The sequence below is a fragment of the Coleofasciculus sp. D1-CHI-01 genome (assembly GCF_040218875.1).
In the GTDB taxonomy this organism is placed as follows: Bacteria; Cyanobacteriota; Cyanobacteriia; order Cyanobacteriales; family Coleofasciculaceae; genus Coleofasciculus.
The window spans coordinates 1-20,211 of sequence record NZ_JAVJQP010000160.1 but is presented as its reverse complement, the minus strand read 5'-3'; the positions used below and the strand labels follow the sequence as shown (position 1 = coordinate 20,211).

The 20,211-nt window shown below is 45.3% G+C and carries 10 protein-coding genes; 6 read left to right on the top strand and 4 right to left on the bottom strand.

Annotated elements, in window-relative coordinates:
- Positions 1–461: 461 nt before the first annotated feature.
- Complete coding sequence (locus RIB93_RS28015) at positions 462–2,150, bottom strand: ABC transporter permease (protein ID WP_446377836.1); 1,689 nt, start codon at positions 2,148–2,150, stop codon at positions 462–464.
- A 176-nt stretch (positions 2,151–2,326) separates the two neighbouring features.
- Between RIB93_RS28015 and RIB93_RS28010 the strand changes: the two genes are divergently transcribed.
- The 3 genes from RIB93_RS28010 (at position 2,327) to RIB93_RS28000 (ending at position 8,893) form a co-directional block, all read left to right on the top strand.
- Complete coding sequence (locus RIB93_RS28010) at positions 2,327–2,719, top strand: RidA family protein (RefSeq protein ID WP_446377834.1); 393 nt, start codon at positions 2,327–2,329, stop codon at positions 2,717–2,719.
- A 527-nt stretch (positions 2,720–3,246) separates the two neighbouring features.
- Positions 3,247–7,326 (top strand): response regulator, encoded by a 4,080-nt coding sequence (locus RIB93_RS28005; protein ID WP_446377832.1) that lies wholly within the window; start codon positions 3,247–3,249, stop codon positions 7,324–7,326.
- Positions 7,327–7,438: 112 nt separating this feature from the next.
- Positions 7,439–8,893 carry an O-antigen ligase family protein gene (locus RIB93_RS28000; RefSeq protein WP_446377830.1) on the top strand — a complete coding sequence of 485 codons (1,455 nt, stop codon included), beginning with the start codon at positions 7,439–7,441 and terminating at the stop codon, positions 8,891–8,893.
- Between the two features lie 51 nt (positions 8,894–8,944).
- Here RIB93_RS28000 and RIB93_RS27995 read toward each other — a convergent pair whose 3' ends face one another.
- On the bottom strand, positions 8,945–9,319 hold the full coding sequence (locus RIB93_RS27995) for a c-type cytochrome (protein ID WP_446377838.1): 375 nt from the start codon (positions 9,317–9,319) through the stop codon (positions 8,945–8,947).
- Positions 9,320–9,614: 295 nt separating this feature from the next.
- Here RIB93_RS27995 and petG point away from each other — a divergent pair, with 295 nt between their 5' ends.
- Complete coding sequence (gene petG, locus RIB93_RS27990) at positions 9,615–9,728, top strand: cytochrome b6-f complex subunit V (RefSeq protein WP_006106132.1); 114 nt, start codon at positions 9,615–9,617, stop codon at positions 9,726–9,728.
- A 149-nt stretch (positions 9,729–9,877) separates the two neighbouring features.
- Here the strand turns inward: petG and rsmD are convergent, their stop codons facing one another.
- Entirely contained in the window at positions 9,878–10,513 is a 636-nt protein-coding gene (rsmD, locus tag RIB93_RS27985) for a 16S rRNA (guanine(966)-N(2))-methyltransferase RsmD (protein ID WP_446377829.1), read from the bottom strand.
- Positions 10,514–11,020: 507 nt separating this feature from the next.
- Here rsmD and RIB93_RS27980 point away from each other — a divergent pair.
- Entirely contained in the window at positions 11,021–11,884 is an 864-nt protein-coding gene (locus RIB93_RS27980) for an SWIM zinc finger family protein (RefSeq protein ID WP_446377828.1), read from the top strand.
- A gap of 136 nt (positions 11,885–12,020) precedes the next feature.
- Here the strand turns inward: RIB93_RS27980 and RIB93_RS27975 are convergent, their stop codons facing one another.
- Positions 12,021–13,352, bottom strand: coding sequence for an aromatic ring-hydroxylating dioxygenase subunit alpha (locus RIB93_RS27975; protein ID WP_446377826.1), 1,332 nt, complete (start codon positions 13,350–13,352; stop codon positions 12,021–12,023).
- 539 nt (positions 13,353–13,891) lie between these two features.
- Between RIB93_RS27975 and RIB93_RS27970 the strand changes: the two genes are divergently transcribed.
- A complete protein-coding gene (locus RIB93_RS27970; protein WP_446377824.1) occupies positions 13,892–19,723 on the top strand; it encodes a CHAT domain-containing protein in 5,832 nt (1,943 codons plus the stop codon).
- The last annotated feature ends 488 nt before the right edge of the window (positions 19,724–20,211 follow it).

Sequence of the window (20,211 nt, the reverse complement as noted above, 5' to 3'; positions counted from 1 at the left end):
GAGGGAGATGAGGGAGATGAGGGAGATGAGGGAGATGAGGGAGATGAGGGAGATGAGGGAGATGAGGGAGATGAGGGAGATGAGGGAGATGAGGGAGATGAGGGAGATGAGGGAGATGAGGGAGATGAGGGAGATGGGAGGGAGTTGTAGGGGTTTGGTCTCCAAACCCCATTTCCTAGGTAGGGGAAGATGGGAAAGATGGGGGAGCTGGGGGAGATGGGGAAGCCGGGGGAGCAGAGACGTTCCGATAAAACATCTTTTGTAGGGGCGGGTTTTACCACTAACGTGTCGTTTTCACCCTGATATAACTAAACCCGCCCCAACCTCACCATTCAATTATCACAAATGACGAATGACAAATGACAAATGACGAATGACAAATGACGAATGACGAATGACGAATGACAAATGACGAATGACGAATGACGAATGACAAATGACGAATGACGAATGACAAACCTTTATCTCGATCGCGCAATTCGCCAACTTAATAAAATGACTGGAATTATCCCAACAACAACGATCGCTAATGCAGGTGCAGCCGCCTCCACTAACCGCTCATCCGATGCTAGATTGTAAACGCGCACGGCAAGGGTGTCAAAATTAAAGGGTCGAATAATTAAAGTTGCCGACAATTCCTTCATTACGTCCACAAACAGCAACATCCCCGCTGTGAGTAATCCGCCCCACATCATCGGTGCATGGACTTTGACTAAGGTACTCGTGGGACTGTACCCCAAGGAACGGGCAGCATCGTCTAAACTCGGCTTAATTTTGCTTAAACTGGCTTCCACACTATTAAACGATACGGCAAGGAAGCGCACCAAATAGGCATAAACTAAGGCGGTAATCGTGCCACTGAATAGTAAGCCTGTGGATATGCCAAATATTGCCTGCATCCCCGCATCAATGGCATTATCCAGTTTACCAATGGGAATCAGAATCCCCACAGCAATCACTGAACCCGGTACAGCATAGCCCATCGCCGCAATCCGCGTGGCTAAACGCATCACCAGGGTTGAGCGCAACCGTAATCCATACGCCATGATGATTGCGATCGCAACCCCCAAAACTGCTGTAACTACTGCCAGAATGAAACTATGACGGGCATAAACCCAAAACTCTCCCTCTAGGGTTGTGGTGGTATTTTTAAGCGTCATCTGTAGCAGGAGTGCAGCCGGAAGTAAAAATCCTAGACTCAATGGCACAAAACACGCCAACGACGCACCGATTCCACGCATACCCTCTAACTGATAGCTGGGCAGTTGGCGATAACTGTTTGTGTTTTGATAATATCGTGCCTGACGCCGTGACCATCGCTCTAACCAAATTAACGCCAAAATAAATAACAGCAGAAATGCCGCTAATTGGGCGGCGGCGACTCGTTCCCCTAAACCAAACCACGTCCGATAAATACCTGTGGTGAACGTTTGCACGCCAAAATACTTCACCGTGCCAAAATCATTTAGGGTTTCCATTAAGGCTAATGCTACACCCGCTGCGATCGCGGGGCGGGCTAAGGGTAATGCTACGGTAAAAAAACTGCGCCATGGACCACACCCTAAACTACGGCTAGCTTCTAACGTACAAACCGATTGCTCTAAAAACGCCACCCGTGCCAATAAATAAACATAAGGATACAACACCAGCGTCAGCATGAGAATTGCCCCACCCAGGGAACGAATATTCGGAAACCAGTAATCGCCATAACTCCAGCCAAACCCATCCCGTAAGGCGGTTTGCACTGGTCCTGAGTAGTCCAAAACGTCGGTGTAGGTATAAGCCAAGACATAAGCAGGTGCGGCGAGGGGTAATAATAGCGCCCATTCAAACAGGCGAGATCCAGGAAAACGGCACATCGTCACTAACCAGGCGGTTCCCACACCAATTAAACCCACACCACAGCCGACGCCAATCATCAGCCAGAACGAATTTGCCAGGTAGCGCCATAAAACCGTTTGCGCCAAATGCTGCCAAATCTCACCCGCATCTGTAAAAATATTGCTCAATACAAATAAGACAGGGATAGCGACTAAAAGCGCGATCGCTAAAACCACCAGCGTCCAGAAATTGATGCGCCGACGTCGTTCTTTTCCTTGAACGAGATTCGGTTTGGGCAGAGTAGAGGTAGATTGAGTGGATTGGTTCATCTTAAATGCGGCACCAGGATCAGAGCGATTTGCCAGTTACATTATGCTAAGACTACTGTATTAAGCGTTAAAGATTGTAGGGGCGGGTTTGACCACTATCTTTGGTTTGTGACCATGATTTCACTAAACCCGCCCTGACCCAATACAATAATTCTTTGACCAATGACTCTTGACCAATGAGCCGAAAAATTATCCGCACAACCAACGCCCCTGCACCTGTCGGTCCTTACAACCAAGCGATCGCAGCCAGAGGGGAACTGATTTTTGTCGCCGGTCAAATTCCCCTTGACCCCAAAACAGGTGCAATTGTTGGCGAAAACGATATTACCAAGCAGACGGAACAGGCGATGGCAAATTTAGCCGCGATTCTAGAAGAGGCTGGGGTTCAGATGCCAGATATTGTCAAAACTACAGTATTTCTTTCGGATATGAATAATTTTGCCGCGATGAATCAGGTTTATGCCCGCTATTTTGATGAAGCCTCCGCCCCCGCCCGTGCTTGTGTGGAAGTTTCCCGACTGCCAAAAGATGTTTTAGTCGAGATTGAATGTATTGCGGTTGTGCCTTAGATTTTGCCAAAATGTGGCATTCCAAGACTTCCATAAAAACAATTGTAGGGGCGACCCGCCGCATTCAATTAACATCTCCCAACCCTTAATGGTATCGGGTCGCCCTCCGCCGAGTATGGGTAATTATCTGACACCGCGTACCTTGAGAAAAGGGCGAGTCGAGACAAGTTAATTCTCATACCACCTAAGATATGCAGCGACCCGCCGCCTTCAATTCACACCACCCAACCCTTAATGTTATCGGGTCGCCCTCCGCCGCGTACCTTGAGAAAAGGGCGAGTCGATATAGGTTAATTCTCATACCACCTACGATATGCAGCGACTCGCCCCTACAACCGTGATCATCCCAATAATCTCAATAATCCCGAAAATCTCGACAATCCCGATAGTTTCTGAAAAAAGCGACAGATGCAATATCTGAGTCTAAGCTAGATCTAAGGTGGATTCAATCCAACTCAGGGAATGATCAGTCTCTGGTCATTCTGCCACGTCTAGATCCAGATAAACCAGACAACGCTCTCTCATCTATGAAATTCCCTTTTCATTTTATCAAAGGATTTTCCTCCCTGTTTAAGCGCGTTAATCTCTTACTCATCGCCCTGATTGGAATTGGGTATTTAGGCAACTATTTCAGTCTCTCCCTATTTTTTGGGGTGGACTTTTTATTTGGCAGTATTGCCGTCTTAATGGTGGTGTATTTTTATGGCATATTCTGGGGGACTTTAGCCGCCTTCATTGCCAGCAGTTATACCTACAGTCTTTGGGGACATCCCTACGCCATTATTATATTGACAGGGGAAGCCCTGTTTATTAGCTTGCTGTTGCACCGTAAGACGGAAAACATGCTGCTCCTCGCTGGTATCTATTGGGTGTTGATTGGTATGCCTCTGGTTGGGTTATTTTATGGAGGCGTTTTAAATGTTGGGGCAACTCAAACCTGGTTGATTGTCTTGAAACAATCAGTTAATGGTATCTTTAATGCCTTGGTTGCTACGCTAATTATCACGAACTCGCCATTACAAAATTGGCTAAATATTCGACACAAATCAAACCGACTTTCGCTACAGCAGACAGTTTTCAATCTCTTTGTGGCTTTTGTTTTATTCCCGGTATTAATTTTAACAGTTTTTAACGGGCGGCAAATTCTCAACACTATTGAATCAGACATTCGTACTGAACTCAATGCCACATCTGCATCCCTCGTAGCTAACCTAAATTTTTGGTATCAGCAACATTTACATGCGGTTAAAGAATTGGCTCAGATTGCCGCTCAATCCCCAGAGCAACCTTCGGAATTTTTACAGCAAAGTACTGAATTAATTAAACGCAGTTTTTCGGATTTTATTAAGACTTATGTCACCAATACCAATGGCACAATAATTGCCGCTCAACCCCCATTCAATCCAGATGGGGAATCAATCATCGGCTTGAATATTGCTAAACATTCGTTACTGGAGCAAACTGCCGCTAGTTTAAAGCCGATTCTCTCTGATGTACATATTGATGATGCGTCTCCATTACCTCATGTCGGCTTAAGTGTGCCAGTCATAGTCAATGATCGTTTTCGTGGTATTGCTTATGCCTCCTTGGATTTAAGTCACATTCAGGAATTTCTAAAACTGAATATCAAAGAACGAGGATTACAAATAACATTGGTTGATCATCAAAATAACTTGATTGCCAGTACCCAGTCGAATGTGAGTATAATGGAACCCTTTGATCCGCGTAAAGGCGGTGAAATTCGTGCCATTGATGCTGATATTTTTCAGTGGTTACCCCAAGATCCTGGCACACCAATCATGGTGCGTTGGCGAAATTCTTTTTATATCCAAGAAATCTCACTCGATCCCTATTTTCCTTGGACGTTAATTCTTAAAATTCCGACTGCGCCTTACATTGATAACTTAGAAGTACTCTACCTGCAAAACCTGGCAACAACACTGCTGATTATGGTCTTAGCTTTGCTGGTTGCTGTCCTGTTAAGTCATCGATTAGTAAAACCTTTATTCAAATTGGCGCAGGTAACAACTAACTTGCCCCAAAAACTTCTGGATAACACTGTCCCTGTTAATTGGTCTCAAAGCCGAGTCCGAGAAATTTATTCCTTGGTGAGTAACTTTCAGTTGATGGGATCTGTCCTGACTCAAAAATTCCAGGAAATTAAACAGGCAAAAGAAACCTTAGAACAACGGGTACAAGAACGGACTCAAAAACTATCAATAATTAATGATGAACTTGCCATCGAAATTAAAGAACGCCAACGAATAGAAGCCCTATTACGGGAACGAGAAGAACGCTATGAACTGGCAGTTTCTGGTACAAATGACGGGATTTGGGACTGGGATATATTGACGAATGAGGTGTATTATTCTCCCGTCTGGATGCGGATTATTGGCTATGAAGAGAATCCCTTGCCCAACCGTCTATCAAGCTGGTCTGATCATGTTTATCCGGATGATTTACATCAGGTAATAGAGGATATTAATCATCATTTAGCTGGGGAAACCAAGATTTATGAAAATATCCATCGCATCAAACATCGAGATGGGCATTATCTGTGGATTGCAGCGAAGGGGCGCTGTATTCGCGATCGCGACGGCAATCCCTACCGTCTTGTTGGCACTATTACTGATATTACGGAGAAAAAAATCGCCCAAGAACAACTTAAAGTGGCTAAAGAAGAAGCAGAAACAGCCAACCGCACCAAGAGTGACTTTCTAGCCATGATGAGTCATGAAATCCGTACACCAATGAATGCGGTAATTGGCATGACTAGCCTGCTACTGGATACGAAATTAACAGCCCAGCAGGGTGAATTTGTCGATCTTATCCGCAATAGTAGTGATGCCCTGCTGACGATTATTAACGATATTCTGGATTTTTCTAAGATTGAATCCGGTAATCTGAACTTAGAGGAACATCCGTTTAATTTACGTTATTGTATTGAGGAATCCTTAGATCTGCTATCGTCTAAGGCAAGAGATAAAGGGATTGAGTTAGCCTATTTAATGGACGATCAAACCCCTGAGATGATTAGAGGAGATGTGACGCGATTGCGCCAAATTTTAGTGAATTTAGTCAGTAATGCGGTTAAATTTACCGAAACCGGAGAGGTGGTGATTTCAGTAACCTCTACAGCCGAAATGCCGGATGATCAAATCGGTTTACAATGTGCGGTGCGTGACACAGGAATTGGCATATCCAAAAAGCATATCGAGCGGCTATTTAAACCCTTCAGCCAAGTCGATGCGTCAACCACTCGTCAATATGGCGGTACAGGATTAGGATTAGCGATTAGCCAGCGGCTGAGTGAACTGATGGGAGGAAAAATGTGGGTGGAAAGTCAAGAGGGTGTGGGTTCTACCTTTTATTTTACCGCGATCGCGACTCCAGTTCCCTCAGATTCAGAACCCGATAATCGAGAGCAAGTATTGAGTGATAAACGCCTGTTGATTGTCGAAGATAATCCGGCGACTCGGCAAATGTTAACCGAACAAGCGCAATCCTTTGGCATACAAGTAGAAGTTACCGCATCAACAACAGAAGCTTTAGGATGGTTAGAACAGGAAAAACGCTTTGATATAGCGATTTTGGCATCCCAGATTCTCCAGATGGAGAATTGGAGTTTAATTACCCAAATTCGTCAGCATCCCCATTACCAAAACCTACCGATAATCATGCTGGGATTAATCGGGCAAGTCGAGACACAGCCTGACACAGGATTACCCAACCCCAGCCTTGCGATCGCGGGATATTTACATAAACCGATTAAACAGTCTCAGTTATACAATATCTTAGTCAATATCCTGACTCAGGAGGTAAGTTTACCAAGAAAGACTCGTTCCCATTCATCCAAATATGACCCCACCTTTGCCCACAGATTCCCCTTGAAAATTCTCTTGGCGGAAGACAATGTGGTGAACCAAAAAGTGGCAATTAATATGCTGAAGCGGTTGGGATATCGACCCGATAGTGTTGCTAATGGGTTAGAAGTCTTACAAGCGTTACACCGTCAATCCTACGATGTGGTACTCATGGATGTCCAGATGCCAGAAATGGATGGATTAACCGCAACACAACAGATTTGCCAGGAATTTTCAGGATCTGCGCGTCCTCAGATTATCGCTATGACAGCCAATGCCATGCAAGGCGATCGCGAAGAATGTTTGGCGGCGGGAATGGATGACTATATGAGTAAGCCTATTCATGTTGATGTTTTAAAACAGGTCTTGAGTCAATGTCAACCGCCGACAATGAAACAGCCGACGAAACAGCCCGTTCTTGATCCAGGAGTGATGCAAACTTTGCAAGAAATGGCAGGAGATGAACTCAGCGAAGTTATTAATTGTTACTTACAAGAAGCGCCGGAATTGTTAGAATCCATACATGATGCCGTTAAGCAAAAAGATACTGAGTTGCTGTATCATAAAGCACACAGTCTCAAATCCAGCAGTCAGGCATTAGGAGTGCTCAAACTTGCCCAGCTTTGTCAACAATTAGAAGCCCTGGGACGGGCGGGTACAATAGGCGAAGCGGAACAATTAGTCTTACAGGCAATTACGGAGTATCAACAGGTGAAGCAGGCGCTTGAGTGCCAAAGTCAGTAGACTGCAAGTGCAGTTAGGCTTCGCTCTTCTCACCCGACGTTGTAAACTTTTTGAGAAGTAGGTTAGCCAATTCCCTATCTGTTTAAACCTTTTGCTGTCTGCCCTCTGACTTGTGTTTAAAAAAATCGATAAATATCTGTTCAGTCACCACCCTCAACCCCGCTTACAAGGCGCTTGGAATTGCGCCCAAGTCGGATTTTTTATCTTTCCCTGGTTTCCTGCTTTGGGGGCTGTGGGTGTGGGTTTTGCCTTACTCGGAACCTGGTGGCAAGACTATCGCCGGATTATTCGGCGTCCTCTAAACTGGGGACTGGGAATCTTGAGCCTTTGGCTAATTATCAACGCAAGTCAAGCCTATAATCCCACCGAAGCATTCCTCGGTTTAGCCAATTTCTTGCCATTCTTGGCTTTTTTTGCCGCATTCAGTTCCTTAATTCAAACACCAGCCCAGCTACGGCGTCTCGCCTGGATTCTGGTGATTCCTTCTGTACTGGTTGTGATTCTCGGCTTTGGGCAGTTATTTCTCGGTTGGGCACACCCACCCCAGTTTCCAGCCTTATTGGGTTGGGTATTAGAAGCAAAGGGAAATCCGCCAGGGCGTATGGCTTCAGTGTTCATGTACGCTAATATTCTGGCGGCTTATCTGCAAATTGTCTTTACTTTAGGGTTAGGACTATGGATTGAGAGGTTTCAAGCTTGGCGAGAGCAGAGAGCCGGGGGAGCTGGGGGAGCCGGGGGAGCTGGGGGAGCCGGGGAAGCAGGGGGAGCAGGGGGTGTAGGGGGTGTAGGGGCGGGTTTGACGGATAACTTATGGTGCCAAACCGATAACTTAACTAAACCCGCCCTTCTGGGGGGAGCAGGGGGAGTACTCTTGTTTTTAACTGGAGTGGAAATTGCTAATGCGATCGCGATCATCCTCACTCATTCCCGAAATGCTTGGGGTGGGGTGATTGTAGTGGGTTTGGCTTTTGCACTTTATCAAGGTTGGCGCTGGTTAGTGGGGATAATAGTCGCTGCGGCTGTCGCTGTACCATCGGCGGCGTTTAGTCCCTCACCGTTACGAGAAGGGTTGCGAATGATTGTTCCGGCTTACTTTTGGGCGCGACTTACCGATCAGCTTCATCCCGATCGCCCTGTGGCGTTGATGCGGATAACCCAATGGCGCTTTGCTTTGTCGCTGACTCAGCAGCGTCCTTGGACAGGTTGGGGATTGCGGAACTTTACGTTGCTTTACGAACAGCAGATGGATCTGTGGCTCGGTCATCCCCATAATCTGATGCTGATGTTGACGGCTGAAGTGGGGATTCCGGCAACAGTTCTACTTTGTAGCTTAGTGGGTTGGATTTTAGGGCAAGGTGTTCTCTGGATAAATCAAGCGCGATCGCTCTCAAGTCGCGATCGATTAATTGTCTTTAGTTATTTAGTCGCATTCGGCGGCTGTATCCTATTTAATCTGCTGGATATCACGCTCTTTGACTTACGAGTGAATACCTTGGGGTGGCTACTTCTATCCGCGATCGCTGGTGTAACTGCTTCTAAACCTGACAAAACAAACTCGAACCCCTGACAAGTGACTAATGATGATAAGAAGCCGTTAACTTTAATTTTTCCCGCCTAGTTACAATTTTTCCAAATAGGTTAATAAATCAGCCATTTCCTGAGGACTCGGCTGAAACTTGGGCATCGGCGGGGTTTGACCACTAATCACCTGTTCAATCAGACCACTTGGGGATCTGTGTTTAGAAATATGCTGTAAGCTAGGTCCGACCTTGCCATCGGCGTGCATACCATGACAATCCGCACAATTAATCTCAAAAATAGCTTGCCCTCGAACTGGATCACCGTTGAGAGACAAAACTTTCTGCATATAGGGATCAGAAACTTGCAGCACCTGAAATCCGAAGATGATGATGCCGATCACGAACAGTAGGGCGAGTACCACCATGGTAATCCGCCGAACTAGGACTTGAGGTTGGTCAAGCTGGTTCTCCAAGGGATCTCCTGCCACGTTGAGAATTTTTGCACAAAGTTGAACTGGACTCACACTGCAACACAGGTAGAGTTACCCAGGAGGATATTAGTGTAACAGATTAGAAAGAAGTATGTCGATTCATAAACATAGCTTAAAATTTATGGACTGAGTACGCAAGCTGGAATCATAAATGTAGTGTAGCCAGCAGTAGGGAAGCGGTTGACTGCCAAATCTTACTGGTATTGAGTAGCGATTGGGTCATCTCAGCTAGTAGGATGAGAAACAAGCAAAAAAACTTAGTATTTGGAGAGCGATCATGGTTGAACCATTGCTGTCGGGAATTGTTCTAGGCTTAATCCCGGTTACCTTGGCTGGGTTATTTGTCGCGGCGTACCTACAATATAAGCGAGGGAACCAATTGGAATTGTAGAGACGTCATGCTACGTCTCTACTCAGGGCGCGTTTGAGGTATAGTCATCATCAATCGCTTGCATGTAATTCCCTCGCACCCACCCCGACAAACCAGCTTCCCTGAGCGAAGTGAAGGATCACGCGCCATGCTATCGAGGTAGCCAACAGTTAACACTTCCTCCTGAGGCGGTAAAACACTAAGGCGGTGTTGCCGTAGACTTTCTGGCGACAAATTTCCAGTGTAGAGACGTTGCATGCAACGTCTCTACAGTCATAATTTTCTTTTACCTTGCCACCTTCGTGCTTCTGTTCTGCCTTCAACGAGCCCTCTGCCTTAAACAGTTGCGGTGTCCAGTGTTTCGGGTTGTATTCCACCGCTAATTCACCCTGATCAGCCAGGAGTTGATAATGCGCGATCGCCTCTAGAACCGGATTGTACAAATCACTGGCGTAGGGAGGATCAAAGTAAATCCGGTCAAATTGCTGATCAGCCAGCGTTTTTAATCGCCTCACCACATCTGTTCGTATTACCTGAAAGGTTTGCTCCGGTTGAGCCACTTGCCGCCAATTTTGTTGCATAATGGAACAGGCTTTGCCTTTTATGTCAATACCTACCACTAAAGATGCGCCGCGACAGAGGGCTTCAGCCCCCATAGCGCCTGTACCCGCACAGAGATCCAGCCAACGACATTGGGCGATCGCACCTTGCCAGATGTTAAATACCGCCTCCCGTACCCGTGCTGGTGTCGGGCGGGTTTCTAGTCCAGGTAAAGTTTTTAGCTGTCGGTTGCCATATATTCTCATGAATCATACCAAGTCCGGTAACATCGGTTGTGTATAGTGGGAAAAGGGTAAGTTTTTGTCCCAATAACTACGGGTAAGCTGTTCGGCATTTAAACCTTAATATCAATAATGGCGAAATCATTGTAGTGCGTTTAGCGAAGCCATGCCGCAGGCTTTGCATCTTGCTCGCTACCCATTCCCAATTTAAATGCATGACAGCTTATGATAGACGAACTAAACAAAACGATATGATATCAATGATTATACCCTTGAATTAAGCCTTGAACTAAAGTTCAGGCTAAAAGCTTAAACCCGTTAAAACGGGTTAAAAAACTTACCCAGTCAGCTCGATTCTTACTTTAGCTTTGATGCGGAAATTTATTTCCCAGCTATGGGAGTCAGCGCCATTTAGTTTAAGTCAAAGCCATTCCTGTTAAGCTGATGTGCATTTAAATTGCGTATTACCTGTTCCCTGTTCTCAACCGTTAACGTTAATGAAAGTCTGACTACTTAATTTATAAATCACTCATGCAGTCCTACGAAATTGAAGCTCCTCCCTGGTGGGTACAACGCTGGATCGATTTACTCAATTCCTATCGCTTTAAAAAGCGTTTGGAACGCGCCCGCAAATACGCCAAGGAAGGCAATGTCCTCAGTATTGAATTTGAAGGTCCTCAGGTATTAGCACGGGTACAAGGAACAGAACCAGAACCGTATCAAGTTTCCCTATCGATTGACCCATTTACCGATGAAGACTGGGGTTATGTGGTGGAAACCTTGGCGCAAGAAGCGATTTATTCGGCTCAACTCTTAGCTGGGGAAATGCCAGAAAATATTGAGCAAGTTTTCACCGCTAATGGGTTGAGTCTATTTCCCTTCACTCTTTCAGATATTCATTCAAAATGTAGTTGTCCTGATCCCAAAAACCCCTGTAAACATATTGGTGCAATTTACTATCAATTAGGCGATCGCTTTAGTGAAGATCCCTTTGTCTTATTCCAGTTACGAGGACGCACTAAAGCACAAATTCTGGATGATTTGCGTCATTTACGGAGTACAGGGACTGTAGAACTAAACCCTGAGAAAAAAGCAGAGGTTGAGTCCCAATCCAGTCAATCCGCCGTTACATCCAGTCAGTTAGAGAACCAGCCAAATGAGGGAGAAGCAGCCGTTGATACCCCAGTTAAACTTGAGCAATTTTGGCAATACGAAGAACCTCTTGATCCCTCTCTGGTTGTCATTACTCCTCCTCCAGACAATCGTACTGTATTGGATGTCTTGGGGACAATCCCCTTAGCAGCGGCTGATAGTCGTGTCATGCAATATTTTCGGGAAGTTTATCAACTGGTTAGTCAACAGGCGATGATGTCTGCCCTGAATCGGGAAACCTAAGACAAGAAGAGTCCAGGGCAGAAGGCTGAATTTGTTTATGGTAAGTAGTGGCGTGGCACACCTTATTTGATGAATTAGAATTACGCCCGGAAACTGTAGGGGCGCAAAGACTTGCGCCCGATTCAATGATAAAATTCTATCGTTGAGCATGAATATAGTCCACAAAATAGAATCGGGGTTCTAGCCAAACTTTCAGCCAAGTGAATCCAGCTAAACCCAAAAATGCCATAACCATTAACGGTAAACCCAGACGTAATCGCAACGCATCGGGAAGTAAAGCGACGCCAGAAACTGTTAGGACAAAGCCCCCCAATAGTAGAACTTGTAAACGCTGCACCGTTTTCAAAGCGGTGCTACAGCTACGACAATGCTGGGTATGTTGTCGGTAACGATCCAGCACTTCCTGGCGGTTATCGTTGATAGAGATTGTATCTGAAGGATTTAGCCCCACCTGATTCCAGGGTAGTGTTCCTTGGCAGTATTTATCAAACCATTTACGAAACTCAATCACAAAGCGATCGGCACTGGTTAGCAATTTATAGGCAGTTTTCCAGCTTTCCACTGATTGGCGTTGTTGGAGAAAACGCTCTTGTTGATGCAACAAAATCATATCCCCATCCAGTACCAGATTGCGGACGGTGATATGATTCCACCAGCGCGGGGTTAACCGCGATAAAGTTTTGGCAAAATTACGAGGGAACTGAGCTACTATCCGGGATTTACCGGGAGCAACTGGGATACAGTAGGTTACCAATCCCACCTGCTGTCCTTTATCGCCAAAACTGATAGCATATTCCAAATGACAAGGCGGTTCAAATATTATTTTTGTGTTAAAACGTCCGACAGTATTTCCCTCAATTCGGTTGGCAGTTGATTGGACAATTTCGATAGCAATGGGCTGGGCTTGATCGCGATTTCCCTGAACACCGTGATGGGCAAAGGGAACATGGCTAGGATCAGCAACATTTTCTACTAAGGTTTGCCAATCATAGTCCAAGTCACGCACCATTGAAGACCAAACAAACCCTTTACTGGCATCAACTTGGGGCGACAGGGGGCGAGGAGTAGCCGCTGCTAGTTCTGGGGAATTAGCATCGAGCCACACCCAAAGTAAATCATTTTCCTGGCAACAGGGAAGAGTTTGTACACAGATATTATCTTGATTCTTGGTCACAATTTGGGGAGTTTCGGCTTGGGGAATATGAGTACAGATTCCTTGAAAATTAAATTGCCAACCATGATAACTGCATACCAGGTTTGCTGTCTTGTGATCAACACGCCCTTCGCTTAATGGTGCTAACCGATGAGGACATTGATCGAGAAAAACACGATAGGTTGCTGAGGAAGGCGGTTTCCAAATCACCAAGCGCCACCCCAAAACGGTGACGGGAGTGGGTTGTTTGGGGTCGAGATCTTCAACCGGGGAGAGGGGATACCACTGTTGAAAGAAGTTAAATTCGCTTGACATAAGTGGGTTATTGTATAAAAAGGTAAAAAACAGAAGGCTTTAAGGTTTATGATACCTGCTTTTTACCCCATATTAATAGGTCTGACTTTTCACGGCATGTGGCGCAACGCGAGTGTTGAATTGTGTAGGGGCGGGTTTCATTACTATCTTTTCGGTGACACCCGGATGTGACTAAACCCGCCCCGACTCAGGTTTCTTGCATTAATTAACAACCCTAGAAACAGGGCGGGTTTACAAAAGTTACCCGTTTACCCGTTTTGGCTGACAGGTTATCGGTAAAACCCGCCCCTACAGACGGTTGGGTCGCCCTCTCCTCAATTTTTACTTGACACTATAGCACGTCAGTGATATTGCTTATGCCCGCCAATAGTTCTGCTATTCATAACCGATACCACTCTTATCCAAGGAACGTTTAGACGTAAATTAAAATTAATTAAACCTAAATTAGCTATCGTTTTTTATACTTTTATAACGACAAGAAAAAAAATACTGGCACAAGTGAAAAAATTGCTCTAGATACTGCCTGGGAGCTTGATCCGATGAAATCTGCTCAATGGTGCTTTAGCTGGTTATTTCTGGTTATTGGTTTAATTTTGGTGGCGAAGACAGCGCCGACTACGAACGCTGAACCGATTACCGCCGCCCCTGATGGTACGGGGACAATTGTCATACCGGAGGGGAATCAGTTTAACATTTCCGGGGGGAGTCTGGATGCAGATGAGGCGAATCTCTTCCACAGTTTTCAGGAATTTGGCTTAGATAAAGGGCAAATTGCCAATTTTTTGGCGAATCCGAATTTGAGGACTATTTTGGGGCGAGTGGTTGGCGGAAATCCCTCACTGATTAATGGCTTGATTCAGGTGACAGGAGGAACGCCGAATTTATATTTGATGAATCCAGCCGGAATTGTTTTTGGCACAAATGCTCAATTAAATGTTCCTGCTGATTTCATCGCCACAACCGCGACGGGGATTGGCTTTAACGGGGGGAATTGGTTTAATGCAGTTGGGGATAATAATTATCAGCAGTTGGTAGGAGATCCCAATCAATTTGCCTTTGATTTATCCCAATCAGGGACAATTGTCAATGCTGGAAATTTAGCCGTTTCTCCGGGACAGAGGTTAACCCTATTAGGCGGAACTGTAATTAACACCGGGGAACTAACAGCACCAGGGGGACAGATTACAATTACGGCGGTTGAAGGGTCAAATCGGGTGAGGATTTCTCAATCGGGACAGTTACTTTCATTAGAGATTACTGCGCCTCGGAATCAAGACGGGGTATTAGTGCCAATCACACCATTAAATGTCGCCGAGTTGTTAACAGGTTCAGCCCAAACGGTAGAGACTGGCGTTGATGTGACCGCATCGGGAGAGGTACAGTTGGCGGATTCTCAGATAACTGTACCAAACGAAACAGGAGTCGCGATTATTTCTGGCACAATCGATGTTTCCACGATTGACGAAACCATTGGCGACACCGTTGACGACACCGTAGGGGCGCAAGGCTTTGCGCCCTCCTCCTCACCCTCAACTGGCGGTGAAATCAATGTGATTGGCAAAAAAGTTGGGTTACTTTCCGCCAATCTTGACGCCTCTGGTATCAATGGTGGCGGTACAGTGAGAATTGGTGGGGATTATCAAGGGGAAGGCACAATTCCCAATGCTGATATCACATTTGTTAGCGAAGATTCAATCATTAATTCAGATGCTTTAACTGATGGGAATGGCGGACGAGTAATTGTTTGGGCAGATGAAGCCAGCCGTTTTTATGGAACAATTACAGCACGAGGCGGTAGCGAAAGTGGTAATGGTGGCTTTGCTGAAATATCGGGGAAAGAAAACCTGATTTTCCGAGGCGTTGTTGATGTGGGGGCGGCGAATAGTGCGTCAGGGAATATTCTGTTTGACCCCAAAAATATCACGATTGCTGATGGAGGAATTGATAATGTAGAAATCAATGATGCGTTTGGGGAAAGTACAGGTGAAGATATCACATTTGATGCGGATCAGATTAATAACTTAACAGGTACTGTCACTCTGCAAGCGAATAACGATATTACCGTTGATGAGGATATTATTTCTGGCAGTATTAATGATTTAGAATTTCAAGCTGGACGTAGTATTATCCTCAATGCCACGATTGAACTCGACGGGGGTAATTTTAGTGCGCTGATTAATGATGAAAATGCGATTGCAGAATGGCGTGATGACGGAAATTCTCAGTTTTTAATGAACGCCGATTCCCAGATTTTATCCAATGGTGGGAATGTGACAATTGACCATGGAACATTTGCTGGTTTAGACCTTGGTAAGGTCGATATAAATGATGGGGCAACTATAAATTCGGGTACTGGCAATATTGCGATTACAGGTACAGGAACTAGCGGTGACATAGATCGAAATGGTATTTCAATTGCTAAAAACGGAGTCGTAGAAAGTAGGGGAAATGGAACCATTACCTTGAGAGGAATTGCCGGAGATGGCGGAACTAATGCTAATGATGGAATACAAGTTATCTTTGATTCCAGAGTGTCTTCGGAGAATGGAGATATAACCTTGATAGGTACTGGAAGTAATTTGACGACTGGAGGGATCAACCGTGGCATTGTGGTGGAAGACGGTGGTGTAATTGAATCGACTGGAAGTGGAAATATTATCCTTACGGGTACAGGTGGGAATGGTACAACTGACAATTATGGACTATCAATTAATACAAGCGGTACTATTAAATCAGCTAATGGCAACATAAATTTAACTGGTACTGGTGGGAATGGTACTGGAGGAGGACACACTGGTATTCAAATTCAAGATAACGCTGTCGTAGAATCAACTGGTACAGGACGTATTACTTTAACAGGTACAGGTGGAAACGGTACGAATTTTAATCTCGGAATAAACTTGTCGAGTAGTTCTAATATCTCTGCGGCAAATGGAGGTATCAGAATAACAGGTATAGGTGGTGGAACTGGAGAAAGTAATACTGGGATTAGACTCCAAGATAACGTGTTAGTTAACTCCACTGGAACAGGCAATATTTTTCTCGAAGGTACTGGGGCGAATGGCATCGGTGGCAATCTAGGCATATTAATTAACGATAACAGTACAGTCTCTTCGGTAAATGGCACTATCAACCTGACTGGCACTAGCGGTTTCGGAACTTCTGGTGTTACCAGCGACGGGATTACAATTTTAGACAGTGTGTTGGAATCAACTGAAAGAGGGAATATTACTCTAAACGGTACTGCTAGTTCAGGAGCATTATTATCCACCGGGATAGAAATACTGAGAAACTCTAGAATTTCTGTGGTAGATGGAAATATAAGCTTTACAGGACAAGGAGGTTCGGGATTTCGTGGTAACTCCGGCATTGATATCAGCGGTGTGGTAGAAGCAACGGGACAAGGAAATATTACATTCAATGGTATCGGTGGTATCGGAACAAATTCTAATTATGGCATTTATATAAAGGAAGCAGAAACGAGAATTTCTTCAGTCGATGGAGATATCCGTTTTACAGGTATTGGTGGTAATGGTACTGGAGAAAGAAACTCTGGTATTGGAATCCAAGATAGCGCTGTCGTTCAATCGACAGGAACGGGAAATATTAGCCTAACAGGTACTGGCGGTAATGGTACTGGACAAGAAAATCACGGTGTTTCGATTCAAGAGAGTGCTTTAGTTGAATCAACGGGAACAGGCGCGATTGAAATAACAGGTACAACTGACGCAACCAGTAATGGAGAATTCGGGAACGATGGCATTTCAATTGTCGCTGGCGGTGGCGTAGAATCCACTGGAACTGGAAACATTACTCTCGTGGGAACAAGTGGACAAGGAACGATGAGTAATGATGGTATTGTCATTATCGAAGAAAACTCCAGAGTTACGTCAATAAACGGTAATATTTTCCTTCAGGGAACCAGTCAGGGAACCGGAACAAATAATTATGGAATTTGGGTGGGTGGATTTACTGTTTTAGGGTTTGGTGGTGGTGTTATTCAAACAACCGGGACAGGGAATATTAGTCTAGAAGGAATAGTTAATGGCGCAGACAACACCAGCCAGGGAATTTTAGTTGGAGATGATGGTGGAATTACCGCTAGCGGGTTAGGTAATATAAGTCTCACTGCTAATGAAATCAGGTTAGGGACAATTCAAGGAAATACTCTACTTCAAATCCAACCCCTAGACGCCAATTTAGGCATTACAATTGGCAACACGATTAATGATACTCGCTTGAATCTCGATACCAACGAACTTACTAATCTACAAAACGGATTTACTCAACTTATTATCGGAGGCGACAATAACAGGGGTATAATCACATTGGCAGGTGATGCAACATTTAATGACCCTGTTACCTTACAAGCCAATTCGATTAACTACACGGGTGGTACATTATTCGGAGACGACAACGCTACATTAACCCTATTGGCAAATCAAGATATCACCACAGGCGATATTTTGAACCCCAGTGGAGAGATTACTTTAACCAGCGATAATGGAACCGTTACTACTGGAAACCTGAATAGTTCTGGAAACAGCGGCGGTAATATCGTAATTCAAGCAGAACAGGCGATTACAACAGGCGAAATTAATACCAGTGGCAGTCTTGACGATGGTGGTAATGTTACCTTAGACCCCAGTGGCGATATTCAGGTTAGCGTGATTAATGCCCAAGGTGGGAGTAATGGAAACGGCGGTAATGTTGATATCACCACAGAGCGATTTTTCCGCGCTACGAATGATTTTACTGACCAAAATGGGACTCTTACCAGTATCTCTACAGCAGGCGGAATCGCAGGCGGTGATATTACAATTCGTCACTGGGGTGGTTTACGAGGAACTCCCTTTGATGTAGGAGATGGAACAACTAATGGCACAAGTGCAGCGATTAGTAGTGGTGAGTTTACTATCTTCCCCTTTGACTCGTTTCCAGGGAGTTTTACGTTGGGAAATATTCAGATTATTACTCCAACGATTACAGGAACTTGTCCTCCCTATTGTTCCCAGACGACTGATGACTCTGACGATATCACAAAAGAGAGTGCGATAGTCGCGAGTTCCCCGGTTTTCAATCCAGTGGCTGAAGTGGAAGCAGCGTTTACGAATCAATATGAGGAGTATTTTGGGTTAGGGGATACGCCAATTATTACGTTGGCACAAGCCCAAGCGACGTTACAACGAATTGAACGAGTGGCTGGGGTGAAACCTGCGCTGGTTTATGTCATGTTTGTGCCGACAAATGCGTCAGTTAAGCATTTAGGGAAACGCAGAGGAACGCAGAGGGTAGCGCAGAGGAACTCAGAGGGGGATGGCGGTTTGGTGGCGATGTCTGAGGAGGATTTGGAGTTGATTTTGGTGACGGCTGAGGGGGAACCGATACGATTTCCTGTGCCGGGGGCGACGCGAGAGAAGGTTTTGAAGATGAGTCAGCAATTGCGTCGTGCTGTGACAGATGTGCGGATTCCTCGTCCTTATCTTCCGGCGTCACAACAGCTTTATCAGTGGTTAGTTGCGCCTTTGGAAGCAGAGTTAGCGAGTGGAGAGATTACTAATTTGGCGTTTGTTGTGGATGTGGGGTTGCGTTCGTTACCGATGGCGGTTTTGCATGATGGGGATGGGTTTATTTTGGAACGCTATAGTATCGGGTTGATGCCGAGTTTATCGCTGACAGATACTCGCTATGTGGATGTGAGAAATCTGGAGGTGTTGGCGATGGGGGCGTCTGAATTTACTGACCAAAATCCCTTACCTGCTGTTCCGGTTGAGTTATCGACGATTGCTGATCAATTATGGCAAGGGCAATCGTTTATTAATTCTACATTTACTCCAGATAAGTTGAAAAGCATTCGCAATCAAACTCCATTTGGTATTGTTCACTTAGCCACCCATGGTGAGTTTAAGTCGGGGAAGCCGGAAAATTCATATATTCAGTTTTGGGATGGGAGACTCTCACTTGATAAAATCCGAGAATTAGGGTTAAATAATCCACCCGTGGAACTGATGGTATTAAGCGCCTGTCGTACAGCTTTAGGGGATGAGGAAGCAGAGTTAGGATTTACCGGGTTAGCGGTACAAGCGGGAGTCAAATCAGCCTTGGGAAGTCTCTGGTATGTCAGCGATGAAGCGACGTTGGGATTAATGACCACGTTTTATTCCCAGTTAAAAGAAGTCCCGATTAAAGCGGAAGCCTTGCGACAGGCACAGTTAGCGATGATTCGGGGTGAGGTACGATTAGAAAAGGGTCAATTGGTGACTCCGAATCAGACTATTCCTTTACCGCCCCAGTTAGCGGATTTACCGGATAGAGAATTGACGCATCCTTATTATTGGAGTGCGTTTACATTAGTGGGAAGTCCGTGGTAAAAATTGGGATAAGGCAGAGGGCAGAAGGAAGGTTGCAAGGTGAAAGGAAATGATATTACCGATGACGGAGGGCGGGTTTTGTTGAGAAGTTATCGGTAGGTATCACAATGAAACGACTAAACCCGCCCCTACAATTGACCTTTGATGATATGACGGAGGGCGGGTTTAGCCGTTTCATTGTGATACCTACCGATAACCTCTCAACAAAACCCGCCCTCCGTCATATCATCAAAGGTCAATTGTCGGGGCGGGTTTAGCCTTTTCATTGTGATACCTACCGATAACCTCTCTACAAAACCCGCCCTCGGTCATATCATCAAAGGTCAATTGTAGGGGCGGGATTAGCCGTTTCATTGAGATACCTACCGATAACCTCTCTACAAAACCCGCCCTCCGTCATATCATCAAAGGTACAATGTAGGGGAGGGTGTAGTCGTGTGAATGTGATAACTACCGATAACTTCTCAACAAAACCCGCCCTCCTTCAT